This is a genomic window from Variovorax paradoxus (assembly GCF_030815855.1).
Classification (GTDB): domain Bacteria; phylum Pseudomonadota; class Gammaproteobacteria; order Burkholderiales; family Burkholderiaceae_C; genus Variovorax; species Variovorax paradoxus_M.
Map to the genome: position 1 here is coordinate 5,130,287 of NZ_JAUSXG010000001.1, position 24,431 is coordinate 5,154,717.

General features: G+C 64.5%; 21 protein-coding genes. 3 read left to right on the forward strand and 18 right to left on the reverse strand.

The features are described 5' to 3' along the window. Positions 1-17: 17 nt before the first annotated feature. From QFZ42_RS24385 to QFZ42_RS24460, 16 genes are all read right to left on the reverse strand, one after another. Positions 18-395 carry a DUF4150 domain-containing protein gene (locus QFZ42_RS24385; RefSeq protein WP_307703445.1) on the reverse strand — a complete coding sequence of 126 codons (378 nt, stop codon included), beginning with the start codon at positions 393-395 and terminating at the stop codon, positions 18-20. Positions 396-424: 29 nt separating this feature from the next. Then, positions 425-1,135: a DUF3540 domain-containing protein gene (locus QFZ42_RS24390; protein ID WP_307703446.1), complete on the reverse strand. Its 711-nt coding sequence runs from the start codon at positions 1,133-1,135 to the stop codon at positions 425-427. A 44-nt stretch (positions 1,136-1,179) separates the two neighbouring features. After that, a complete protein-coding gene (locus QFZ42_RS24395; RefSeq protein WP_307703447.1) occupies positions 1,180-2,256 on the reverse strand; it encodes a pentapeptide repeat-containing protein in 1,077 nt (358 codons plus the stop codon). After that, positions 2,253-4,886, reverse strand: a complete 2,634-nt coding sequence (locus QFZ42_RS24400; protein WP_307703448.1) for a DUF2169 family type VI secretion system accessory protein — start codon at positions 4,884-4,886, stop codon at positions 2,253-2,255. The genes QFZ42_RS24395 and QFZ42_RS24400 overlap by 4 nt, the downstream gene beginning before the upstream one ends. A gap of 29 nt (positions 4,887-4,915) precedes the next feature. Then, the gene (locus tag QFZ42_RS24405; protein ID WP_307703449.1) at positions 4,916-5,356 is read right to left on the reverse strand and encodes a hypothetical protein; all 441 of its coding nucleotides are present in this window, start codon (positions 5,354-5,356) and stop codon (positions 4,916-4,918) included. A 29-nt stretch (positions 5,357-5,385) separates the two neighbouring features. Further along, positions 5,386-7,722: a type VI secretion system Vgr family protein gene (locus QFZ42_RS24410; protein WP_307703450.1), complete on the reverse strand. Its 2,337-nt coding sequence runs from the start codon at positions 7,720-7,722 to the stop codon at positions 5,386-5,388. A gap of 20 nt (positions 7,723-7,742) precedes the next feature. Next, complete coding sequence (tssH, locus tag QFZ42_RS24415) at positions 7,743-10,463, reverse strand: type VI secretion system ATPase TssH (RefSeq protein ID WP_307703451.1); 2,721 nt, start codon at positions 10,461-10,463, stop codon at positions 7,743-7,745. After that, positions 10,460-11,608: a type VI secretion system baseplate subunit TssG gene (gene tssG / locus QFZ42_RS24420; protein ID WP_307703452.1), complete on the reverse strand. Its 1,149-nt coding sequence runs from the start codon at positions 11,606-11,608 to the stop codon at positions 10,460-10,462. Before tssG ends, tssH begins: the two co-directional genes overlap by 4 nt. Next, a complete protein-coding gene (gene tssF, locus QFZ42_RS24425; RefSeq protein ID WP_307703453.1) occupies positions 11,605-13,476 on the reverse strand; it encodes a type VI secretion system baseplate subunit TssF in 1,872 nt (623 codons plus the stop codon). The genes tssG and tssF overlap by 4 nt, the downstream gene beginning before the upstream one ends. Next, positions 13,477-14,004: a type VI secretion system baseplate subunit TssE gene (gene tssE, locus QFZ42_RS24430; protein ID WP_307704298.1), complete on the reverse strand. Its 528-nt coding sequence runs from the start codon at positions 14,002-14,004 to the stop codon at positions 13,477-13,479. It lies immediately after the preceding gene. Positions 14,005-14,033: 29 nt separating this feature from the next. Then, the gene (locus tag QFZ42_RS24435; RefSeq protein ID WP_307703454.1) at positions 14,034-14,900 is read right to left on the reverse strand and encodes a type VI secretion system accessory protein TagJ; all 867 of its coding nucleotides are present in this window, start codon (positions 14,898-14,900) and stop codon (positions 14,034-14,036) included. A 118-nt stretch (positions 14,901-15,018) separates the two neighbouring features. Beyond that, positions 15,019-15,501, reverse strand: a complete 483-nt coding sequence (locus QFZ42_RS24440) for an Hcp family type VI secretion system effector (protein WP_307703455.1) — start codon at positions 15,499-15,501, stop codon at positions 15,019-15,021. Positions 15,502-15,550: 49 nt separating this feature from the next. Further along, positions 15,551-17,059, reverse strand: a complete 1,509-nt coding sequence (gene tssC / locus QFZ42_RS24445) for a type VI secretion system contractile sheath large subunit (protein WP_307703456.1) — start codon at positions 17,057-17,059, stop codon at positions 15,551-15,553. Between the two features lie 27 nt (positions 17,060-17,086). After that, a complete protein-coding gene (gene tssB, locus QFZ42_RS24450; protein WP_307703457.1) occupies positions 17,087-17,656 on the reverse strand; it encodes a type VI secretion system contractile sheath small subunit in 570 nt (189 codons plus the stop codon). A gap of 93 nt (positions 17,657-17,749) precedes the next feature. Then, positions 17,750-18,853, reverse strand: a complete 1,104-nt coding sequence (gene tssA / locus QFZ42_RS24455) for a type VI secretion system protein TssA (protein WP_307703458.1) — start codon at positions 18,851-18,853, stop codon at positions 17,750-17,752. Between the two features lie 113 nt (positions 18,854-18,966). Continuing rightward, entirely contained in the window at positions 18,967-20,154 is a 1,188-nt protein-coding gene (locus QFZ42_RS24460; protein WP_307703459.1) for a fumarylacetoacetate hydrolase family protein, read from the reverse strand. 107 nt (positions 20,155-20,261) lie between these two features. On the opposite strand from QFZ42_RS24460, the gene QFZ42_RS24465 reads away from it, so the two are divergent. After that, complete coding sequence (locus tag QFZ42_RS24465) at positions 20,262-20,603, forward strand: hypothetical protein (RefSeq protein WP_307703460.1); 342 nt, start codon at positions 20,262-20,264, stop codon at positions 20,601-20,603. A 92-nt stretch (positions 20,604-20,695) separates the two neighbouring features. Continuing rightward, a complete protein-coding gene (locus QFZ42_RS24470; RefSeq protein WP_307703461.1) occupies positions 20,696-21,349 on the forward strand; it encodes a glutathione S-transferase family protein in 654 nt (217 codons plus the stop codon). A gap of 84 nt (positions 21,350-21,433) precedes the next feature. Here QFZ42_RS24470 and QFZ42_RS24475 read toward each other — a convergent pair whose 3' ends face one another. Then, positions 21,434-22,090 (reverse strand): dihydrofolate reductase family protein, encoded by a 657-nt coding sequence (locus QFZ42_RS24475; RefSeq protein ID WP_307703462.1) that lies wholly within the window; start codon positions 22,088-22,090, stop codon positions 21,434-21,436. Positions 22,091-22,332: 242 nt separating this feature from the next. Here QFZ42_RS24475 and QFZ42_RS24480 point away from each other — a divergent pair, with 242 nt between their 5' ends. Then, positions 22,333-23,478: an acyltransferase family protein gene (locus QFZ42_RS24480; protein WP_307703463.1), complete on the forward strand. Its 1,146-nt coding sequence runs from the start codon at positions 22,333-22,335 to the stop codon at positions 23,476-23,478. A gap of 363 nt (positions 23,479-23,841) precedes the next feature. Here QFZ42_RS24480 and QFZ42_RS24485 read toward each other — a convergent pair whose 3' ends face one another. Then, positions 23,842-24,384 (reverse strand): hypothetical protein, encoded by a 543-nt coding sequence (locus QFZ42_RS24485; RefSeq protein ID WP_307703464.1) that lies wholly within the window; start codon positions 24,382-24,384, stop codon positions 23,842-23,844. Between the last annotated feature and the right edge of the window lie 47 nt (positions 24,385-24,431).

A 24,431-nucleotide genomic window follows, 5' to 3' on the forward strand; every position in this document is an offset into this window, starting at 1 on the left:
CGCCGCGGTCATCAACGCTACAGCAGAATGATATTGGGCTGGCTCAGGATGGTGCGCATTCCCTTGCCGTTGCCGCCATTCTGATTCGTCGGACACGTGACGCGCGTGGCAGGCGATCCAGCGAGCACGACCTTCTTGACCGGCTTGGTCTTGCGGGAGAAACCCATTACGAACGGTCTGCGCACGCCAAGGCCAATGCCCGCACTGTCGCCAACCGAGAACGGGATGACCGTCGCCATGTTGTGCGCCGGCGTGCACTTGTAGAGCACCTTGCCCTGGCTCGGTATGGCCGTGGGGCCGAACGCGAAATTGGGCCACGGCAACGGCGCGGCAGGCGATTTGCATACATCCGGAACACCGATGTCCACGCCTCCGAGTTGGCAGTCAGCTTGCATAGTGTCTCTCCTGTGGTGAATTTCGGGCTTCAGCCCATGTGAATCTGCCTGGCATCGACCTTCGCGAGCCGCGTGGCCGTCACGAGCGTGTCCTTGGCATGGACGCGCACAGTCTCCTCGGCCTGATAGTCGATGCGGCCCGCACGCACCTGGTCGACGCCCTCCGTCATCCGGAAAGCGGTGCGACTCAGGTGCACCAACCGGTCCATCACGGCTTCGTAGAGCCGTCCGATCACCCGGATGTTCAGCACCGTCGCTTCCATTTCATCTCCCTGGTACGTCAGCCGACCCACCCGGAAGTCGGCGGCGGAAGCGTCGACCTTGAGTTCCGACGTGCCGATGTCCAGGCTCTGCTTGCCTCGCAGATGAAGTGCTGTCTCGCTTTCGACTGCAACGCTGCCATGGGTCGACGTCAGGGTCAGGTCGCCGCTCACGTCGATCCGGGATTCGCGAGCATTGGCCTGCTCTGCCACGGCCGTCAGATACAGGCGCTGGGCGTCGGGGCCGCAAACCAGCACGGTGTCTCCGACCTCTGGGCGCAGCAGACAACTCGCCGCGCGCTGACAGCGCAGTTCCATGTCGTCGCCGATCACCGTATAGACCCCGCCGGGCAGTGCCCCGGTAACGACGCCGAGCGCATTGAACACGCCGCCGGCGAGCGGGCGGGCAGTACCTTCAGCCCTGGCGCGGTGGTTCAGTTCGGTGGCGACCGCTGAAGATGATGTGGCGCGAGTGGTCATGGCGTGTGGGACGGTGCTCGTCCTGGAGGTCGGCGGTTTGAAGATCATGGCATGTGCCGGCGCTGCCGTGGCGGTCGGCGCGCCGAAAAGGCTTCCGCCGCCAGCACGTCGGGGTGTCCCGGCATCAGCCCACTGCGGTCGGTGAATCTCGCCTCTTCCATCAAGGCCCGGTGGATCGAGGTGTGCTGCAGAATCGCGTCCCCAAAATCCGCCTTGCGCAGGTCCGCGCCGGTGAAATCGGCGTACACGAGCCGAGCGCGACGGAAGTCGGCGCCGCGGCATCGCGCCTGATGAAAGGCGCACTGTTCCATATTGGAACCGGCGAAAACGGCCCCTTCGATGTGCGCATCGACCCAGATGCTCTGCGTGAACACGGCGCCACTCGCAACCACACCCGGCAACTTGGCATTCAGGAAAACGCATTGCGGCGCCTGAACTGCCACCAGGCGGGCGCCTTCCAGCGACGCCCCCATGAAATTGCAGCGCGTCAACGCCGCGCCTTCGAAATCGCAATCACCGACTTGCGCGTCGATGAACTGGCAATTCGCGAACGCCTGGCCGCGAAACGCCTGGCCCGTCAGGTTGGCCTCGACAAAGACGGTCTGGTCGAAACGGCTGCCGTCGAATACGGCCGTGCGAAGGTCGGCTTCATAAAAGGTTGTCTGCTTCAGATGCGTGCGGGAGAAGTCAGCGCGTGCCAGCGAGGTTTCGGCAAACACCAGCATCTCGGAACGAACCTCGATGAAGGACGCGCCGTCGAGCAGGCACGACGCGAAGTTGGTCATGCCGGCGTCTGCCCGATCGAAAACCGCACCGGGAAGCCGGCACTCATGGAACGCAATGCCATCGATCGAGGCTGCGTTCAGTCGAATTTCGTCCGCATCGCAATCATCGAACGCACAGCGGTTCATCCTTGCTTCGTCAAAGATCGCGCCCGGCATCCTGCAGCCCTCGAACATGCTGCCGCTCACGTCGGCGCCGGTGAAGTCGGCGCGCGAAAAATCCGTGGAAGAGAACAGCCCACCCGAAAGGTCGAGACCCCGGAAGTTCAGCCCGGCGAGCCGCCTGCCGTCGATCCTCTCTCCGGCCTTCACCATGCCCACCACGTCCGCTGGCGTCATGCCACCGTCTCTTTCTTGCGCTTGGGCGTGGTCACTACCTGCTCGGTGTAAGCCCCGTCGAACAAGGTGCGCTCGTCGATGAGGCATTCGGACAGATCCGCACCGAACAGGTTCGCGCGACGAAAGTCAGCGGAGGACAACACGGCTTTTTCCAACAAGGCGCCTTGAAGATTCACGTCCACCATCGACGCTCCGGTGAAATCGGTCCGGATGAAAACGCAATCGGGTGCGTCGGCCTCCGCGAAATTCGCTCCCCGCAAAGACGCACTGCTGAAATCGGTGTTCTGCAGCCGTGCCCCGGTGAAATCCGCCTGATCAAGCGGAACCTCGCGGAGGCTGCAGTCCTTCAGCAAGGCGTCGCGAAAGACGGCTCCACGCAAGGAGGTGCCGCCGACGAAGCAGGTCTTCGTCAGCGTCGCCTCCGAAAAATCCACGCCTTCGATCTTCGGCATGGCGGTCCATGCGCAGTGCACCATCTTCGCGCCGACGAAACTCACGTCGTGCAGTTCGCAGTCGAGGAGTGTTGATCGCTCGAACGCCGCCTCGTCGAAGCGAACGCGCGTGAAAGCGCCGCCTTCGACGGTCTGCAGCGCGGTGATCCGCGCGCGCTCGAAGCCGCAATCTTCGAAGTGGAGAGCGATGCATTGAATCTCTTCAACGACCGCGTCCGAGAAGTCGCAGTGCCTCGCTTGCAGCTTCTCGATCAGCATGCTTCGCAAGGTGGCGGCCGAGAAGTTCGACGATTCCAGGCTTGCCAGCGACATGTTGCAGCCATGAAGCACCGCCCGTCGCAGCGACACGCGATGCAGCTTGGTGCGTACCAGCACCGCTTGGTCGAAGTCCGCGTCGTCGAGATTGCAATCGGAAAAGTCGGCGCTCTCAAGCAGAGTGCGGTGCCAGCGCGTGCCGCGCAGATCCATTCCGGAAAAATCAGCGCCCGTGAAATCGGTTTCGGAGAAATCGCGATCGCCGAGAAGGATGCGCTCGGCCCGTTCGCGGGCGCTTCGTGCCTCTCCTTCCGGCATCGGATCGGCTGCCGACTGATGATGCGCCATCCGCCTGTAAGCCTCTGTCAGCATCCGCTCGCCGCGCTGGCCCACGCTTTTGATCTCGTCCTGCTTGTCTTGGGGCAGCGGGGCTGCGCCGACGGCAGCCGACACGCCGAGGATGCCGTCCACCAAGGGCTGCATGCCGGTCTTCGGCGGCCCCTTGGCAGTTGCCTGGTCCGCCTTCTCGAAGAACTTGGACGTGTCGAAGCCGACCTTCCTGGATTCGACCGCATTTGCATTCGCGGCCTGCTCCATCTTCTTGCGCGCCTCGTCGGCCTTGTGCTTCTGCTCCCGCACCATGGCCTTGGTCTTCTCGAGAAAGGCCGGCAGTTCCTTGAGCGTGGGCATGCTCTGGATCGGTGCCACAGGCAGCTGATAGCGCGAGAAGTCGCCGCCGGTCGCCTTGTACGCTTCGGACAGCTTCGCACGGGCACGCTCGGCTCGAACCTGCATGTTGCGCTCCAGCGCATTCACGAGGCCTTCCTCTTCGGTATCGAGCCACGGACCCATTGCGTTCTCCGGAACGAGCTGCGCATCGTCGAGCGTGAGGTAGGCGCCCTGCTCCGGATCGCAGCGCTGCGACAGCGTCTGCCAGTAATGCGCGATGGGGCGCGGCGCGCCTTCCTCCTCCATCGCGATCATCATGTGGCTCACGTCTTCCGCGTCGTTCTCCGTGACCGGGACGACACCGTGGTAGATCAGCGCGACCCGATCCCGATGGGGAAAGAACCAGGCGGTGGTCAGCCGCATTGCCAAGCCCTCGAAGTTGCTGGCCTCGGGCTCCACTTCCATCCCGACCGGCGGCTCGTAGCCGCGCACGATGAAGCCGCGTGCCCGCCAGTTGGGCAGAACACCGCGCAGCACCGGCTCGGCGGGATGCATGTTCCGTATCTCGAAGGGCGCCCCGGCCAGTTCACCATCCCCGTCGGCGAGCCACTGGTCCGATGAAGCGGCATTGAAGAAATGCCAGTCCATGTCCTGCGAGAAGTCGGGGAAGAGGTTCTCTCTCCAGTGATCGTCGTACTGCCGGCCCATCAGGCGCAAGCGAGAGGGCCGCGACATGTCGATGGCACCGAGCCCCGCTGGCACGGCGGCCTGGGTCGAGTGCTTCAGAAGCGCATCGGGATGCTCGATGTTCGGAACGCGGCGCACACGCAATCCATTGATGATCTCTTCGGCATGGCCGATGCCCAGCGGGTTCTCTTCGTACGCCGGTCCGCCGTAGGCACGGCGCCAGCCGATCGGCATCACTTCGAAGGGCTGCGGCTCGCTCGGACGGCCGTCGATCCAGAACCGATCTCCGAAAACGGCCAGCGTTTTCTTCCTGCCTCGCACCTGGACGCTCACGGCACACAGCTTCTTTTCGGTCTGATGTTGCGTGTAGGCATTGCCAGTGACCAGGAACTCGAGGTTTGCCTTGGGCATCGACATGTCGAGGACACCGTCGCTTCCGATCTCCGCGGTCACGGTTTCCCAGAGATCCGGTTCAGGCAGCAACACATGCTTGCCCTGCAGATCGGTCATGGCAATCGTCGTCAATGCCAGCCACTCGCGTCCATCCCTGTGGAATGCGCGGTACATGGCGCTCAGGCGCAAGGGTTTGATGACTTTCATCTGGGCGGCGTAGCGGGAATCTCGAGCAGCGTTCGCTCGCGATCAATGGCGGCGATGTCCGGGTCGTGCGCCGAATAGACAATGGCGACGGTCTTGCCGACGAAGAAGTTGGTGAGCAGGTCGGCTTCGATAAAGGTCGACACGCTGGCCTCGCGCTCGACGCCTTGACCATCGCGGAACGAAAGCAGAAGATCGACTGCGGCCACCGTGTAGGCCGTGCGGCCCGACGTCCCCAGGCGGTTCTGCGGCCGCGTGAGACGCCGAACGACGGCTTCGGTGCGAACGCCTTGGGTCCTCAGCTCCTCCCATAGCCGCTCGTCCGTCCTGTATTCCTCCACGCTCGCCATCGCAGGCACCTTGGCCGTCAGGACCCACACCGCACCGCCACCGAAAACCGCGACGGTGAGTGCAACGCCGGCGATGTCCCACCAGCTCACGTGCCCTGTTCCTCTGGGGGCCCAGACATTCAAGTCCGGATGAAGAGTTTCTTCGCCGCGACGCAAAGGCCTCCCCTGACGGTGCTGACCTTGGCACTTCTGACATTGAAGTCCTCAATGACGATCTTGAGCTTAGCGTCTAGCATGTTGATCCGCGAGATGTTGACGAAGGTGCCGTTGAATTGCGCGTTCAGCAATGAAACCTGCGTCTTGAAACCGTAGACATCGAGCGCGCCGACCCACAAACCCGTGTGTTCCAGCGTCCCGTGGTTGTCCCAGTTACGCCACCAGCCTTCGCTCGCGGCGTTCACCGTGTGCTTGGGCGTGTTGGTGGTCTTCTCCGGCGTATTGGTAGTGTCCGGCCCTGTCGTGGTGGTGGTCTTGCCGCCCTGCACGATGGTGGTGTGGTCCCCCAGCACATTGCTGTGGAAGCCGCCGTTGACGGTGAAGTTCATGCCGTCGTTGACGGTCAGGTTCACGCCGCCCGAGATGGTCTGCCGCACGCCGCCGGTGATGGTCGAGTTGATACCGCCGGTGATGGTTTCCGTGACGCCGTCGTTGATGGTCTGAGTGAGACCGCCATTGATGGTTTCCGTCATTCCGCCGCTCACGGTCCGCGTCTCGCCGCCTGTGATCGTCTCCGTCGCCCCATCCGAAATCGTCCGCGTCTCGCCCCCCGACACCTTCTCGGTCGCCCCGCCCGTCACCGTGCGCGTCTCGCCGCCGTCGATGGTCTCCACCGCGCCGTTCGTGATGTGCCGCTCCTCGCCGTCCTTGTAGGTCGCCGATTCGTGCCCCGTGATAACGGTCGTGCGCGTGCCGCCGGTGTCGTGCGTCTCGTTCTTCTCCACGGAGACGTTGAGGTCGCGCTCGGCATGCAGCGCGACGAACTCCGCGCCCATCTTGTCCTCGAAGACGAGCGAGTTGGCCGTGGCCGGCGAGCCCCCGGGGGTCGAGCGCGTGACGAACCCGCTCTTGGTCTGCTCACCGGGCAAGTTGAAGGGCGGCATCTGGCGCGGGTTGTAGACCCGTCCCACGACGAGCGGCCGGTCGGCCCGCCCGTCGACGAAATCGATCACCACTTCCTGGCCGATGCGCGGCGTGAACACGGCGCCGAACCCGTCGCCCGCGATGACGTGAGAGACGCGCACGAAGCACGAGCAGTTTTCGTTGCGGCGTCCGCTGCGGTCCCAACGGAACTGCACCTTGACGCGGCCGTATTGATCGGTCCAGATTTCCTCGCCTTCGGGGCCGACCACCACGGCAGTCTGAGGACCCGTGGTGCGCGGAATCTGTGTAGTCCGGGGTGCCCTGAAGGGTAAAGACGTCGGCTGAACGACAAAGTTGAAGCTGTACTCGCCCGGCGCGGCGCCGCTGGCATAGCCACCCTCGCGCAGCATGTAGTTCACCGAGACGATCAGGTACTCGCGGTTGTCGTCCGATCTTGGCGAATTCTGCATCGAGAAGGTATGGCCCGAAGCCATGCCTCGAACCGTCGCATGGCCCACGCTGCGATCGGCCATCGACTGCGCTTCTTCCAGCCGCACGCGCGCGTAGTGCTCGCCTTCGCCCGGATTGGTGTATTCGCCGAGCCATTCGTACATCTCATAGCCTGAATGGTCGTAGGGCTGCGGCATGGAGCGAACACCGCTCAGATCGGCACCCGGCGTGGTGAAGTTGTAGTCATCCACCGTGTAGCTGCCCGAGCGGATCTCGGCTGTCACCTGCCAGTTGTCGATGACCTCCATGTCCTCGGTCACATCGCGATCGGCCGCAAAGTAGTTGATGGTCTCGTAGCCGGGCATCGGCTCGTGCGCTGTGATGTCGTCGGTCAGCACCAGCGTGTGCTGGTTCTTGTCGTGCTTGAAGTAGTAGTAGATGCCTTCCAGTTCCATGAGCCGACTCACGAAAGCGAGATCCGTCTCGTTGTACTGAACGCAGTGCTCCCACTGCCGGTACGTGCCGCTGAGCTTCTTCTCGAAAGGGAAGTCATAGTCGCCCAAGACCTCCTCCAGCACCTCGACGACCGTCTTGTTCTGGAAGATCTTGTTGTCGCTGGAGCGGGTGAGATACCAGAGCCATGGGCGCACGGTGGCGCGGTAGACCGTGTGGCGCGAGGTTCCACCTTCGCGGCCGATCATCGAGAACCGAACCACCTGACCGTTCAGAAAACGGGGCACGCCGGCCGTCTGGATTTCCAGAGCTATGGACTTTCCCAGCACGGCCTTCATGTCGATCGACGCACTGGGGCTCAGCAGGTCGACCTCGAACTCGAACAACTGCGACAGCCCCTCGGTGCCATGCATCGAACGGAACTGGAGCTGGTCTTCGCCAAGCGGCGTGTGGGCTCGTACGACTCTGGCCATGAGTTTGTCTCCTTGTCTTTTTACGCTTCGGAAAATTCGTATTGAAAGTCGTCCCCCGCCGCGGACAGCCGCACCCCCGCGAGCTTGCGCGCGCTGACCGTGGCCCCGATGACTTCTTCGCTCAGCCGCGGAAGGATGGTGTGCGTGAGGATCGCATCGATCATCCGTCCGCCCGACTCGATGGCGGTGCAACGGCGCGCCACCAGGTCGACGGCGCTGCCGTCGTAGTCCAGCGCGATGCCGTGGTTCGCATCGAGGCGAGCGGCAATCCGGTCGAGCTGGAGGCGGATGATGCGATGCAACGCATCGGCGTGCAACGGGTAATAAGGAACTACAACCAGCCGGCCCAGAAGCGCCGGCGCGAACACCTTGAGCAGCGGTTCGCGCAGCGCGGCCGCCAGCGGCTCGGGATCGGGGCGCAGGGTCGGGTCTTCGCACAGCTGCATGACCAGGTCGGTACCGACGTTGGAGGTCATGATGATCACGGTGTTGCGGAAGTCGATGTGGCGGCCCTCGCCGTCTTCCATCCAGCCCTTGTCGAACACCTGGAAGAAGATCTCGTGCACGTCGGTGTGCGCCTTCTCGATCTCGTCGAGCAGCACCACGCTGTAGGGCCGGCGGCGCACCGCTTCAGTGAGCACGCCGCCTTCGCCGTAGCCCACGTAGCCGGGCGGCGCACCCTTGAGCGTGGAGACGGTGTGCGACTCCTGGAACTCGCTCATGTTGATGGTGACGAGGTTCTGCTCCCCGCCGTAGAGCGCTTCCGAGAGCGCGAGCGCGGTCTCGGTCTTGCCGACACCCGAGGGGCCGCAGAGCAGGAACACGCCGACCGGCTTGTTCGGATTGTCGAGCCGCGCACGCGCGGTGCGGATGCGCCGCGAAATGGTTTCGAGCGCGTCGGGCTGTGCCACCACGCGGGCCGAAAGAATCTCTCCGAGCCGCAGCACCGATTGCGCGTCGTCGCGCACCATGCGGCCGATGGGAATGCCGGTCCAGTCGGCCACCACGGTGGCAATGGCCTGCGCATCCACGGCCGCCAGGATGAGCGGCGATTCGCCCTGCAGCTGCGCGAGCTCGTCCTGCGCCTGGTTGAGTTCGGCGCGAATCTCTTCGGGTGTTCGCTCGGGTTCGGTCGGCTCGACGTCGACGGGGGGCGACGTCGCTTCTGCCGCCTCGGCCTGCACCGGCACCGCCGCAGGCGACAGCAGCTTGCGCAGCGCGACGATGCGCTCGACCAGCGCAGCTTCTTCCACGCGCCGCTGTTCGAGCAACTCGAGTTCGGCCTGCGCCGTCGCCACCTGAGCCGCAATGTCTTCGACGCGCTGGTACTCGCCCACGCCGATGGCCGCTTCGCGCCCCGCAATGCCCGACTCGATGCCCAGCACCTCGATGCGGCGCTGCAGGTCTTCGATGGCGGCGGGCAATGCGTGCTGGCTCAAGGCCACGCGCGCGCACGCCGTGTCGAGCAGGCTTACGGCCTTGTCGGGCAACTGGCGCGCGGGAATGTAGCGGTGCGAGAGGCTCACGGCCGCTTCGAGCGCGGCATCGAGAATGAGCACGCCGTGGTGTTTTTCGAGCTCGGCCGAGATGCCGCGCAGCATGATCACGGCCTTGGGTTCGGTGGGCTCGTGCACCTGGATGGTCTGGAAGCGCCGCGTGAGCGCCGGGTCTTTTTCGATGTACTTCTTGTACTCCGACCACGTGGTCGCACCGATGGTGCGCAGCCGGCCGCGCGCGAGCGCGGGCTTCAGCAGGTTGGCCGCATCGCCGGTGCCGGCCGTGCCGCCGGCGCCGACCAGCGTGTGCACTTCGTCGACAAACAGCACGATGGGCTTGGGGCTCTTCTCGACCTCGTCGATCACCTGCCGAAGCCGCTGCTCGAACTCGCCCTTCACGCCCGCGCCGGCCTGCAGCAGCGTGGGGTCGAGCACCCACAGCGACACGTCCTTGAGCGACGGCGGCACATCGCCCGCCGCAAGCCGCGACGCCAGGCCCTCGACCACGGCCGTCTTGCCCACACCCGCCTCGCCGGTGAGCAGCGGATTGTTCTGGCGCCTGCGCATCAGGATGTCGATGATCTGGCGGATCTCGTCGTCGCGCCCGTAGACCGGATCGAGTTCACCCGCGCGCGCCTTGGCCGTGAGGTCGCTCGCGTACTTGGCCAGGGCGGAGCCGCCCGCCGCGGCGCCATCGCCCTGGTGGGCCGCCGTGGCGGGCGCGTGGCCCGCGTCGCCATGGCCCTGTTGCACGGCGTCGAAGTCGTCCTCCGGCGAGCCTTCGGTCCATGCGGGCAGTTGCGCGACCAGAACGTCGGGCACGATCTTGTCGAACTCACGCGAGATGCCCGAAAGCACCTGCCGCAGCCCCGGCGTCTTGACGATGCCCGCGAGCAGATAGGCGCCGCGGATCGAGGTGGCCTCGAAGCGCAGGCTCGCATACACCCAGGCGCGTTCGACGGCGTTGTCCACATGCTCGGAGATGTCGCTGATCGACGTGGCGCCGTGCGGTAGCCGGTCGAGCGCGCGCACCAGGTCTTGCTCGACCGCATCGATGTTCAGGCCCGCGCGCTTGACGATGCGCAGCAGGTCGCTGTCCTGCAACTGCAATATCTGGTGCAGCCAGTGCACCAGCTCCACATAGGCATTGCCGCGCAGCTTGGCGAACGCGGTGGCGGTCTCCAATGCCTTGTAGAGCATCGGGTTCAATTTCGAGAAAAGAGAGACGCGGCGAATATCGGTCATAAGGCCATGGAAGAAACTTCAGCCGCCACGGAAGCTGCCGATGCGGAACGGGAAAACAATGCTTCGGGCTGGAACACCATGTCGCCGGCGTCGGTGTCCGAAAGGCGCGTGCCGAGCCAGCTGCCCCAGCCGAGCCGCTGCCCGCCGCTCAGCTGCATGCCGCGGGCTTCTTCTTTCTTGAGCACGAGCCGGAGCTCCCAGGCAAACTCGATGCCGACGTACTGGCGCACCCAGTCGACCACCTGCCTGAGCCGCTTGCTGCCCGGGAGGAACTCGCGAAACTCGTCTTGCGAGAGCGGGCCCAGTTCGAGCCGGAACTTGCTTTGCGCATCGCGCACCGCCAAGCCGATGGTCGCGCCGCCGCCCAGCTGGTGGTTGCGCCCGAAGAGGCCGAGCCGGCTCACCTGCCGCTCGTCGATCATCACCCAGCCGCTCACGAATTCGTCGACACGCACCGGCACGCCGAAGTACAGCTTGAGGATCTGGATCAGGCCTTCGGGGTTGCGCGTCTGGCGCACGAGGTGCCCGGCCATGAAGGTGCGCGCATGGTCGGCAATGCGATCGCGCTCCTTGAGGCCCGGCTGCCCCATGTTCATGAGGCTGGCTACGTAGTCGACGAAGCGGTGGCCGTCGGGACGGTCGAGGCTGTTGACAGACTGCGCGTCGGCCCATGCCCGGTAGAACAGCAGGATCAGCCGATGGTGGAACAGGTCGGCGAAGGCGCTGAGCGTGTTGTCGCTGTGGTGGCGCTTCCGCTCGCGCGCGTACTCGGTCAGGTGCAGCGGCAGCGGCCCATTGGGGCCGAACAGGCCGAAGCCGTAGATCGAGATGCGCGGCGGCCCGTCGCCGTCCACATCCACGCCCGAGACGTTCGACGGCGCAAACGCCATCGAAGGTTCTTGCCCCAGGCGCAGCGGCTCGTCGAGCGGGCGCGGCGCGCGGCCCAGCAAGGGATGGCCGCCTTGCGCATCGAGACGACGCAACAGCATGAAGAGGTCGTGCTCGAAAGGCTGGTCGACGAGGCCGGCCCACAGGACCGGGTCGGCCTCGGGCGCGCCGCGCCGCGCCGGGCGCGCGGCCGCTGCCGGCGAGTCGGCCTCGGCCGCTGGCGCCGTTGAATCGTCGGTGACGTCCACGGCATTCATACGGCGGGACGGCGTCCGATGCGCGGCGCCCACCGCGCGATTTCTCCGCGCTGCAGGCTGGAGAGCGCGAACTCGGTGAACGCGTTGAGCGATACATGCCGGCTGAAGAACTGCTCCAGCACCGCGCCAAAAAGATAAGGGCTCGACCCCGAGAAGGCGACCTCGTCGATCTTCAGCGCCACCTCCACGCCGCGCCCGAAGACGATCGGTCCCGGCTCGGGCAGGCGGCGGAACACGGGCGCCAACGCCATCGAACGCACGCCCTGGATCTGGCGGCGCACCGACGGGTCGGCCAGGTTGCCGTACAGGTCGAGCATCTCTCGCAAAGCGGCTGCACCCTGGTCGGCATCGACATCGGTCAGGCTCAGGTAGTTGAGGCCCAGATGGCTGATGAGCCGCCAGGTGAGCGCGCCTTCCGCCAACGCAGGATACGGCCGAGACGGACCGCGCAAGATGCGCACCGCGCGCACCGGCGCCGACACGCGCAAGGTGAAGTCCGACTCGAGCCCGGTGGGCAACAACAACGGCAGGTCACGATTGGTGCACAGCGCATCGATGGTGATGTGCCGCAAACTGTGCGGAAACGGCGCGTCGTGCTGATCGACCAGCGACACATACACCTCGCTGCCCGTGTAGCTCGTGCGGGTGCCTTGCGCGCGGGCGCGGTCGGACACCAGGCGCGGCTCACGGCGCAGCGAGAAGTACGAACCGAAGTCGCCGTCGTCGGCCGCGAACGAACCCAGGAACGGCCTGAACTCCCGCTCTTCCGAACCGCTCGCCATGTGGCCCGTGACGCGCTCGACGGTGAAGATCTCGAAGTCGCGCGGACGCGTGCGATCGATCACCGCGTGATGCTCGTGCTGCCCAGGCCCGACCGGAATGCGGTCGCTGCGGCGCGGCACCAGGTTGATGATGGGCGTGCAGAACAGCGAGAAATGCCGCGCATCGACCACCCGCTCCAAGTCGCCGTCGGCACGGTCGAGCAGGATCACGATTTCCATCGTGGTTCCGCTCATGGCCGCGGCCGCCGCGCGCAGGTTCCTCACGCTAAAGAACAGGTAGCGGTCGGGGAAGGCGAAGTACTCGTGCAGCAGCCGGTAGCCCTGGAACGAACGCGCGTCGTAGGGCAGCAGCGCCTGGTCGGGGTCGAAGCCTTCGTGGCGAATGGCCTCGTCGCCGAGCGGCACGATGCGCGCGGTGCTGCCCGGGCCGCTGCGGCACACGGTGCCTACGCTGTGGTGCACCGCCAGCTCGAGCACGCGCAGTGCATGCAGCTCGGCACCCGAAAGAAAGAACTCGAGCCGGTCGAGCGGCATCTCGGCAAACCTGGCGCCGCCCACTGCTTCCAGCTTGATGGTGATCGCGCTCTTGGCCTGGCGCCCGACGGCCGGCATGGCGTGCGCGATTTCCGCCGGCACGGGGCCGATGCTCGCCTCGGTGATCTTGATGGGCCACAGCGTGACCGCGTGGCCGGTGCGAAATTCGCAGGCCGTCTGCTCGCCCTTGATCATCCGGCCGCGCAGGATGGTGTGGCGCGGCAGTTCGTAGCCCGCCTTCAGCGAGCCTTCGTTGAGGTTGCCGTCGATCTGCACCACGCCCATCGCGGGCAGCGGCGCCAGAAAGTTCGGGTACACCACTTCGAGCAGCCGCTGCGAGAAGCGCGGAAACTCCGCATCCATCTTGAGCTGGATGCGCGCCGTGAGAAAGCTGAAGCCTTCGAGCAGGCGCTCCACGTACGGGTCGCTGACCTCGATGCCGCGCATGCCCAGCCGCCCGGCAATCTTGGGATAGCGCTGCGCGAACTCGGCACCGAGCTCGTGCATGTAGGTGAGTTCGCGGTTGTAGTAGTCGAGCAGCTTGGCGTCCATTCAAAGCCCTCCCGTGGGCCGCAGGACCATGTGGCCGCTTTCGAGGTCGAGCTCGGAGCGCAGGATGAATTCGATCGGGTAGGGCACCGACCACAGCGTGCCGCGGATCTCGAGCGCGAGCAGGTTGTGGTGCTCGAGGTCGGTCGAATCGGTGACGCAGCGCACGTCGATGCTGTCTTTCATGATGCGCGGCTCGAAGTCGATGATGGCGGCGCGGATGGCGGCTTCGACGTCTGCGAAGTCGACCTCCGACATGCGCCCGCCGGCCCATCCGCGCACACCGTAGTTGACGACCGAGCGCCGCGCGCGCGGCATGGTGTTGATGTTGTGCTCCGCACCGAAGTTGGTGGTGTTGAGCAGCCACTGCAAATCGCGCAGCACCGAATCGCGCAGCAGCTTGCCGCTCATCAGGAACGCGCCCGCGCGCTCCTGGCGGCTTTGCGGCTGCTTGTCGGTCAGGCGGTCGAGCAGCACCGGTTGCAGGCGGTCGCGTGCAACGCTTTCCTGCGGGTCGCCGTCGACGTCCATGGCCGAACGGCTGGCTGGCAGAACCGAGCTCACTGCGAAACGTCCTCCGCCGCGGCGAACTCGACCAGCCGCACATCGAGCAGCGAATGGTCGCCCGCCTCGCTGATCAACGTGCGCTGGCCCGCGCCCGCGTACTGCTCCTCGCCGGCCAGCGGCAGCCAGTCGGTGCGGCGGCCCAGCGTGGTTTCGTCGTCGAGTCCGTCGAGCGCGCCCGGGTAGCGCACCGGCACCAGGCCGTTGAGGCCGCGGCCGTCGTGCAGCACGATCTCGGCCGGCGCCCAGAGCAGGTCGACCAGATGCTGCGGGCGGGAAAACTTGAGGCGCCGCACCGCCGGAAGCGGCAGCCACGCATAGCCCGAAGGCGTGAGAAGTTCGAGCACGGCGCCAATGCGCGCGTCGCCGTCGCAGAGCCAGGCGAACTCGGTGCTTTCCACGGGCTCGCCGTCGATCGCCTGCACGGCGCGCGAGTCGGAGCGGTCGACGCTGCTCAGCGTGCCCTGCAACGCGGGCGCGGCCTGCCGCGCGGCTTCGCGCAGGTCGGACGCTTCGGCGGCCTGCTGCAACGGCAGCGCGGCGGCGGCGATCAGCCCGGCGACCCAGTCGGCCTGGCCGGCAATGACGGCCGGCGCGCGGCCGCCATTCCAGAATTCGGTTCGATGGCGCTCGGCCGCCAACGCCATCGCACAGGTGGCGCTGGCGGGAGCAAAAGAAGGATCGATCTTTGCGGCGAGCTTGAGCTGGTCTTCAGCCCGCTGCCATTCGCCGCGCAGCGCAAGAAAGTGGCACAGAGCGAGCCGCAGGCTGGCGTTCTGGGGCTGCGCGCGGATCTGCCGCTGTACCCATTCGGTGTGCTCGGCCACGGAGCGCTCGCCCAGCACTGCAAACCCATCGCCCATGAAACTTCCTCATTGACTCGCACACGGCCGCAGGCCGTCGATGAATATCTGCGGGGAAAGACCGGCCCGCGGCACGCCGCAATGGGCGCGCGCGGGTCCGGTCAGGCCACACGGGAAATCAGGATTCCCGGTTTTCCTTGATGTTCCAGGCCAGCACGGTTTCGGCGCCCTTGCCGCCCTTGTCGGTCTGCTCCCAGTACTGCTGCTTCACCTTGGCGGCCTGGAATGCGAACTGCACCAGGACCGCATCGCTGCCCTGCTCGGCCGTGTACTGCACCGAGGTGACCAGCACTTCTTCGAGCGTGACGCGGGTGTATTCGATCTGCGAGCCGCCGGCCTTGCACACCGACACTTCGACCTTGCTCAGGTGCTTGCCGCTGGCGCAGTTCTTCATGACGGACGGGGCCGCCTTGTCGATGCGCGCAAGAACCTGCAGATCGTTGAAGCTCGCCTTGCCCACACCGCCGCCGCCGCCGCTGACCATGTTTCCAGGCTGCGTCGCTCCCCATGCAAACGACTTGATATCCGTCCAGTCCTTGTGGTTCGAGTCCTTGGATTCGCCGTTCGCGCCCTCGACGCGCATGAACATGTCTACTGCCATGATTAACCCCCAAAGTTATATATATGCCCGATTGCGGGACACCGTTGAACTAGCTGCTGTCCTTCTTGTTGGATGGCAGCTTCGAAACCAGCCGCAATGACACCGTCAGCCCTTCGAGCTGATAGTGCGGCCGGAGAAAAAACTTGGCGGCGTAGTAGCCGGGGTTGTCCTCGATGGCTTCCACCTGGACTTCCGCCGCCGCCAGCGGCTTCATTGCCTTCGTGTCCTGGGACGACGTGCCCGGGCTGCCGTCCACGTAGTTCATGATCCAGTCGTTGAGCCAGCGCTCCATGTCCTCGCGCTCGCGGAACGAGCCGATCTTGTCGCGCACGATGCACTTCAGGTAGTGCGCGAAACGGCAGCATGCAAACAGGTACGGCAGGCGCGCCGCCAGGTTGGCGTTGGCCGTGGCGTCCGCGTCGTGGTACTCGGCCGGCTGCTGCAGCGACTGCGCGCCGATGAAGGCCGCGAAGTCGGAGTTCTTGCGGTGCACCAGCGGCATGAAGCCGTTCTTGGCCAACTCGGCCTCGCGCCGGTCGCTGATGGCGATCTCGGTCGGGCACTTCATGTCCACGCCGCCGTCGTCGGTCGGGAAGGTGTGGGTGGGCAGGTTCTCGACTGCGCCGCCCGACTCCACGCCGCGAATCGACGTGCACCAGCCGTACTGCTTGAACGAGCGGTTGATGTTCACGCCCATGGCATAGGCCGAGTTGGCCCAGGTGTAGCGGTTGTGCAGTGCCGAGTCGGTTTCTTCCTCGAACTCGAACTCGTCGACCGGGTTGGTGCGCGCACCGTACGGCAGGCGCGCCAGGAAACGCGGCATGGCCAAGCCGATGTAGCGCGCGTCTTCCGACTCGCGCAGCGACCGCCACGCGGTGTGCTCGGTGTTCTGGAAGATCTTGGTCAGGTCGCGCGGGTTCGACAGCTCCTGCCACGAATCCATCTGCATCACGGTGGGCGATGCGCCGGCAATGAAGGGGCAGTGCGCGGCTGCGGCGATCTTGGCCATTTCGCCGAGCATCTCGACGTCGGGCGGGCTGTGGTCGAAGTGAAAGTCGCCGATCAGCGCGCCGAAAGGCTCACCGCCGAACTGGCCGTACTCGTGCTCGTAGATTTTCTTGAACAGCGGGCTCTGGTCCCAGCCGATGCCCTTGTGGCGCTTGAGCGAGCGCGCCACTTCGCGCTTGGACGCGCACATCACGCGGATCTTGAGCTGCTCGTCGGTCTCGGTGTTGTTGACCAGGTAGTGCAGCCCGCGCCATGCGCCTTCAAGCTGCTGGAAGTCTTCGTGGTGAAGGATCTGGTTGATCTGCTCGGAGAGCTTGCGGTCGATCTCGGTGATGATGGCCTGCACCGTGCGGTAGGCGTCGTTCGAGATGGTGACGGTGCTTTCGAGCGCCTGTACCGCCAGGGTCTTGACGGCGCTCTGCACCGCATCGCGGGCCTGCTCGGTCTTGGGCTTGAACTCTCGCTGCAGCAGGTCGGAGAACTCGTTGGGCTCGAGCGCCTCGATGGTGGCGGTCTGCGCGCGCGCTGTCTGTTTGGGTGCGGTGCTCATGATGGAGATCCTGTCGTCTGACTCGGCTTACTCGGAAGGGGTGCCGGGTGCGCCCGACTTTTCGTTCGCCGCTTCCACCGCCTTGGCCACGGCGGGATTGGGTGCGGAGGCGAGCGACTTGAGCAGCTCCGGGTTCTGCAGCGCCTGGGCAATCAGCTGCTCGGCGCCGTTCTTGCCGTCCATGTAGGACAGCAGGTTGGAAAGCTCGGTGCGCGCTTCGAGCAAATGCTGCAGCGCGCCCACCTGGCGGGCAATGCGCGCGGGCGAGAAGTCGTCCATGCTGTCGAAGGTGATGTCGACATTCATCTGGCCTTCGCCCGTGAGGGTGTTGGGCACCTGGAAGGCCACCCGCGGCTTGATCGCCTTCATGCGGTCGTCGAAGTTGTCGATGTCCACGGCCATGAAGTCGCGGTCCGCCAGATCAGGCATCGGGTCGACCTGCTTGCCCGCGAGATCGGCGATCACGCCCATCACGAAGGGCAGCTGGATCTTGCGTTCGCTGCCGTAGATCTCGACGTCGTACTCGATCTGCACGCGCGGCGCGCGGTTGCGCGCGATGAACTTCTGACCACTGTTTCTGACACGGTTGTCTGCCATAAGCTTCCTCTTGAATCTCTGTGCGTGTGGGTCGGAGCTGACTCCGGCTATCTGATCCTGCGTTCTCGTGCCGCTTGCTGTTCGCCAGTGCCGCTACTCGGCGCCATTGCTCAGCGGGCGCCCCGCCAGGCTTTCGATCTTCTGCAAGCCCTCCGGCACGAGTTCTTCGATGATCTGGAAGAAGTTGAGGTCCAGCAGCCTTTGCGCTCTTCGGATGAGCATGGGCGCCGGGTGGCTGGGCTCGGTGCGCTCCATGTATCGGCACGCCTTTTCCAACAACAGCTGCACATCATCACGATTCGATATTTCAATATCTTGAATGCTCGCGGGCCGCGGGTGGGACGTGCCGTTTGCAGTGCCTGCGGCGCTTTGCCCCGACGAAGCAGGTTGCGACGGGTCATTGCCCTCTGCAACTTGCAATGCCTCGGACGGCGCCGGCTGGGCCTGTTCGGGCAACAGCTGGACCACGGTGCGAAGCGAGCGCTCGAGCCTCGAAAAATCGGGCGCCCAGCTTTGTCCGAGGGCTCGCTCCGAGGTCTCGCGAATTCGCTGCAGCAGCTCCAGCGCTGCGTGCAATGCCATCACCGGCGGCGCCGCTTTCTCCTGCGCGCGGCGAGCCGCCTCCCGCAGCCGGCCGATGCCGCCGGGGTAATCGATCTGGTCGGCCTTGCTCGAATCGAGCAGGGCCTCGACCTGCCGCAGGCTCATCGATGCGCCGGCATCCTCGAGCAGCCGCGCATCGCGCACGCTGCGTCCGAGTCCCTCGGCTTCGGCCAATGCGGCCAGCGCATTCATGCGCGGCAGCGGGTCTTCGAAACCTTCGTCGACGACGCGCGGATGCACCTCGTCCCAATACTTTTGCAGCGTGCCATCGACCAGGCGAAGGCCGTCGACGTAGCCCGGCAATCCCCGGCTTTCGGTCCACGCCAGCGTCAATGGAACCAGCACGCGCAGGTCACGCGTGCGCTGGCACAGCTGCTTTGCAATGCGTTCGACGCGAGCCCAATCGGGCGGCTCCGCCGGGATGATGGTCGAGCCGAATTGCTGCTCCCGCTTTCCTGTCGTTGCTTGCTGCAACGCCATGAAGTCAGGGTCGTATTCGAGGTCTTCACCGCACGGGAGCGGGCCTTCAACAGGCGACTGCAGTAGTTCGATCTCGCTCAGCGACAACCCCGTCTCCCTTTTATTAACAACCATCAACAATGGTTATCTTGAGGGGAACGCGAAGCGCGGTCAACAGCAACACATTGCTACGTGCCGCCTATGAATTACAAAGGAGTACAACTCCTTTTAAAGCGTAGAAAGAACGATTACAGCAATCCGCGTCCGCCAAGATTGCGCATCAGCGCGCTTAACCCAAAAGTCCACCGTGGCGCCTGGTCCGAATGGACCACGCGATTCACGAGGGCGCCGAGTTCCGGCGCGGCAATGCGCACGCGATCGCCGACGACATGGGTGAATCCTTGCCCAGGACCGTGACGGTCTTGTGTCGGCGCGAACATCGTGCCGAGAAACAACATGAAGCCGTCGGGATAGTCGTGATGCGCGCCGATGGCTTGCGAGACAAGGTCGAGCGGGTCGCGGCTGATCTTCGAAAGCGAGCTCGAGCCTTCGAGCGTGAAGCCCTCGGGTCCTGTGACTTCGAGCGCCACGGTGATGCGGCGCACATCGTCGATGCCGAAGTGCGCATCGAACAAGCGAATGAACGGCCCGATCGCGCACGACGCGTTGTTGTCCTTCGCCTTGCCGAGCAGCAGCGCGCTGCGGCCTTCGAAGTCGCGCAGGTTGACGTCGTTGCCGAGCGCCGCGCCCAATGTCTCGCCGCGGCTGTTGACCGCAAGCACCACCTCGGGCTCGGGGTTGTTCCACACCGATGCCGCATGAATACCGACGTCGGCGCCAGTGCCCACGGCCGAGAGAACGGGCGCCTTGGTGAAGATCTCGGCGTCGGGGCCGATGCCCACTTCGAGGTACTGCGACCATGCGCCCTGTGCGAGCAGCACCTCCTTGACCTTCGCGGCTTCGGCCGACCCGGGCACGATGCCCGCGAGGTTGTCGCCGAGCACGCCGCCCAGCGCCGCGCGCGTGGCCTCGGCGCGCGATGCGTCGCCGCGCGCCTGCTCTTCGATCACGCGCTCGAGCAAGCTCTCGACGAAGGTCACGCCGCTGGCCTTGATGGCCTGCAGGTCGCAGGGCGCGAGCAGCCACGGCTTGGCTTCGTCGCGCGCGGTTGCATCGCTGTTGGCGACGGCGTCGGCTAGCGAGGCGATGCGCGGTGCCTGGCCGCCCTGCAGTGCACGCCGGACCGCATCGGACGGCGGTTCCTTCGCTTCGAGCAGGTCGCTCATCGTGGGCGCAAGCTGGGACAGGTCGTGCAGCCCGCCCTCATGGACGGCGACCAGCACCGGCCCGACGCCGGGTTGCCATAGGCGGCCGACCAGCGTGGCACGCGCGGCATCTTGCGGGAGGCTCGAGGAGGTGTCGAGGTTCAGTGGCATGGCGTTGTCTCTCTTGGGTGTGTCGGTAGATGGGTGATCGTAGCGCCGTGCTTTGATGCAAGAATGCGGCGCGTTGGAGGCCGGCCCATCCTACAGAGGAGTCAACCATGACAAGAGCGGTGTACAGAACCATTGCATCGGTACTGAGCGCGATCGCGATCGGCGGAGCGGCGGCACAAGCCAAGGAGCCGGCTACCGTATTCACGCGAGCACGGCTCACATCCTCGTACGAGGAACCGGGCGGCAAGCTCTACGTACGATTGAAGCTGCTGCCCAGGTCCAAGATTCCCTTCACGACGCAGACCTTCAGGCTGCCCGATCGTTCGCTGCTGGCTGATATTCCCGAGGGTTCGTGGGTCAGGTTCACCTCGAAGCACATCGATGGCGAGAATACGGTCATCACCATGCAGGCGGCAGCCGAGTGCCGGCGTTTCCAGCCATGTGACTGAATGCGGTTTGAACCGGCCTTCACCGCGTCCCATCGAATTCAACGCTCATTGCAAATTACCGTACTTCCTTCGAAGGCGAAAAGGCACTCACGATGACCATCACCATCACCGCCTTCGAACGGTCGCCCGACGGCGGCAAAGGACTGGCGCGCGATACGCGCGTGCGTTGGGCGCTGGAGGAAGCCGGCCTGCCCTACGAAGTGCGGCTGGTGTCCTTCCGCGCGATGAAAGAGGCCGCGCATCTGGCGCTGAATCCCTTCGGCCAGATCCCCACCTACGAGGAAGGCGACCTCGCGCTGTTCGAGACCGGCTCCATCGTGCTGCACATCGCCGAGCGCCACCCGGGCCTGCTTCCCGCCGATGGCAACGCAAGGGCGCGCGCCATCACGTGGATGTTCGCGGCGCTGAATACGGTCGAGCTTCCTATTCTCGAACTCGTCACCGCCAAGCTGGCGGAGGGCGACAGGCCCTGGAAGGCCGAGCGCATGCCTCTCGTCGAAGACCGGGTGCGCGCCCGGCTGAACCAGTTGGCGGCCCGCCTCGGCGATGAAGACTGGCTGGACGGCGGCTTCAGCGCGGGCGACCTGCTGATGGCGTCGGTGCTGCTGCGGCTCCGACCATCCGGGCTGCTGAACGAGTTCCCCAGCCTGGCCGCCTATGTCGCCCGCGGTGAAGCGCGGGCGGCCTACCAGCGGGCGTTCACCGCACAACTGGCGATCAACGCCGCGCCATTGCCGGCAGGCTGACCTGGAACGCGGATGCGGCCAGGAGCGGGCGTTCGGGAGCTGACGTGACAGGACCCTATCGACATTTGAGCCCCTCTTCCCGCGTCAAGGCGCGTTGCGGCGCAGGAACACATGCGTGGCGCGCTCGCCTGCTACCAACCGCTCGCAGCTGTAGCCCAGTGCCGGCAGGTCCAGGCCTGCAAACAGCGCCTCGCCCTGACCTAGCAGCACCGGCCGCACGGCCAGGTGCAGTTCGTCGATCAGCCCGGCCTTCAAATATTCGCGCACGGTAGCCACGCCGCCGCCTATGCGCACGTCGCGTCCGCCCGCGGCGGCCTGCGCCTGCGCCAGCGCATCGTGGATGCCGCCGGTGACGAAGTGGAAGGTGGTGCCACCTTGCATAGTCAGCGGCGCGCGGGCATGGTGGGTCAGCACGAAGACCGGTACGTGGTAAGGGGGCTCCTCACCCCACCAGCCTTTCCAGTTCTCGTCGGGCCAGGGACTGCGCACCGGCCCGAACATGTTGCGCCCGAGGATCCAGGCACCCATCTCGGCGAAGCCTTGTTCGGCGATCTCGTTGTCGATGCCGGTCTCGCCGTTGGCCTCGCCCGTCTTCTGCATCTGCTGCCAGACACGGGTGGGAAAGAACCAATCCATGAGTTCGGGACCGCGAACGCCCAGTGGGTTCTCCAGGCTCTGGTTCGGGCCGGCGGCGAAGCCGTCGAGCGACACGCCGAAGCTGCGCACGAGCAATCGGGTCATGGCGTCGTCTCCTGCAAAAACGGAGCAGCAGTCTAGCGCGGGCGGCGCCCCCAGGCGCTGAGGCGGCCTGCCTTGCCGAACGCTCTTCGGAATCGAGCTCAGCCCTAAAATCCAGAACCCGTCCTCTGCGGCGGTTTCACAAAAGTGATGCCTGACCCGCCGGTGCATTGACGGGCGAGTCACCGTCGAATCAAAGGAGTCTTATGTCGGATAAGGGGCGCGCGGCCACTCATGGCAGCGGCTTGACGACGGAGAAGAAGTCTTCCGACAGGGAGGCGACGGCGACTTCATACAACGCAGAGAAAGCGCCTCCGCGCATCGACTTCATCGATACGCTCCGAGGCTTGGCCGTGTTGCTGGTTTTGTGGGATCACCTTGTGGGCCACTATTTGATGAAGAGTCATCTGTCCTGGTGGCCGCACTCGGTGATTCACATGTACGTGAACGTGCCGCTGGGCATCATTCAGGATTTCGGCTGGTTCGGCGTATGCCTTTTCTTCCTTGTCAGCGGCTATGTGATCACGCATGTGGCACAACGCGAAACGGTTCGTCAGTTCACCATTCGTCGCCTCCTTCGGATCTATCCACCGCTGGCGTTGGCGATCCTTCTCGCAATGCTGCTTGCACCGGGGTCCGGTGAGTCCGTCGTCGGAGATTGGAGCAAAGTGTTGTGGGGGATGACGCTGCTCAACTATTTGATCGTGCCGCAGAACGTGGTGCTGGGCGTTGGCTGGACACTTGTGATCGAGATGCTTTTCTACTCGCTCGTGGCCCTTCAGACACTCTGGTTTCGAAGCCGTCCCCGCATGTCGGTATTTCTCAATCTGGCTGTCTGTGCTGCAACGATCGCGTGCTGCCGGAAATTGGGCGACAGTTTCTTCCTGCTGGCAGCTTCGATTGCCTTCATTCCATATTTGGTCCTAGGTCAGATTTTTTATCTTCGATCACGTGGCATCGTGGGGAACAGATTCTTGATGACGGCTGTTGTCACCGCTTTCGCCGTCGCTCAATATGGCATCCGGGAAATTCACACAGACTTTCTTCCGCTGAACAACTCTTATCTGCTCTCGTTCGTTGTGGCGATGGGCGTGTTCGTGATTGCCATGCTGGTCAATCTCAGACCATCGCGAGCGATCCTGTTCAGCGCGCAGATCAGCTATTCGCTCTACTTGGTGCATGGGCCAGTGGGCTTTGCAGCCTTAGGGCTTTCGATGCGCTGGGGTGCCCCTTACTCGATTGCCCTGTGTCTGGCTATTGCTGCGGTCTTTGGTGTGGCATATGCATTGCATCGATTGGTCGAGCGACCATCACGAAGGCTTGCCCGGCAGTGGACTGAATCCAGGGCACCCAAAGTTCCTCAGGGAAAGGCCCCCGTTCTATCGCCGTAACGTCCCGGTCGAAACGAGTGCATCAAGCATGCGAGATCCGGCTCGGAGATCTTCTCTTGAGTTGTGCGCAAGCATTCTTCTTGAAGAGACTTCGCGCCTCGTCTTTTTTCCTCTTGCCCGCTTGCTCGGGATCTGCAAAACTGATCTCGCTCATCCTCGTGCTTCTTTGCAAGGTGCAGTCCTTCTTGCAAGAAACCTGCTCTTGATCAGACTTCCCTAAGGCAGTATCCCTACGACATCTACTGTGAGCGCGCTACGCCGATGAACGGCGATGTCGCGGAACTGGATGCGGTTGGCATCGGCAAGCTACTGCGGGCCGTGTTCGGCGACTCCAAGCAATCCAAGCCTCATCAGCTCACCGCGCTACGCCCATCCGTGCCGCAGCTGCTTGGCCCATCGGAACGGTGCGGCAAGTCGCGAAACGCCCGAATAAAGCAATTCATCGTGCGTACGCGGGTTTGAGGTCGAGAGTGCGCGCATGAACTTGATCTTCATGCCATCCGAGAGCGCCGATTCGCCCGGCGCACGAGGATGCAGGCCCAGTTTGCGCATGCAATAGTTCGCCTGGTAGACGTGTCCGCGTTCTTCCATCTCCGGCATTGCGTAATAGAGCGCCAGGCTCACCGACACATCCTTGTCGTTCTGGATACTGTGCGGCGCAAGAGGCGGATGATGCACGCCGATGCCCGGCTTGAGTCTCCAGACGCTGCAGACATCCGCGAGCTCGTCTCGGTAGATGCCAGCCACTGGGTTGTGGCGGTAAAAGTCTTCAATCTCGGACGCCGTCAGCGTGCCGAGCTCGCGCGGATAGAGCCGCAAGTCCTTCTCGCCCCGCACCTGCATGAGAAAGTTGGTCTCGTGGTCAAAGTGATACGGCACCGCCAGCCGTGGCGCGCTGAGGAACACCGTAAGCGCTCAATAAACCACGCCCTTGCGCGCGGTGTCGGAACCGA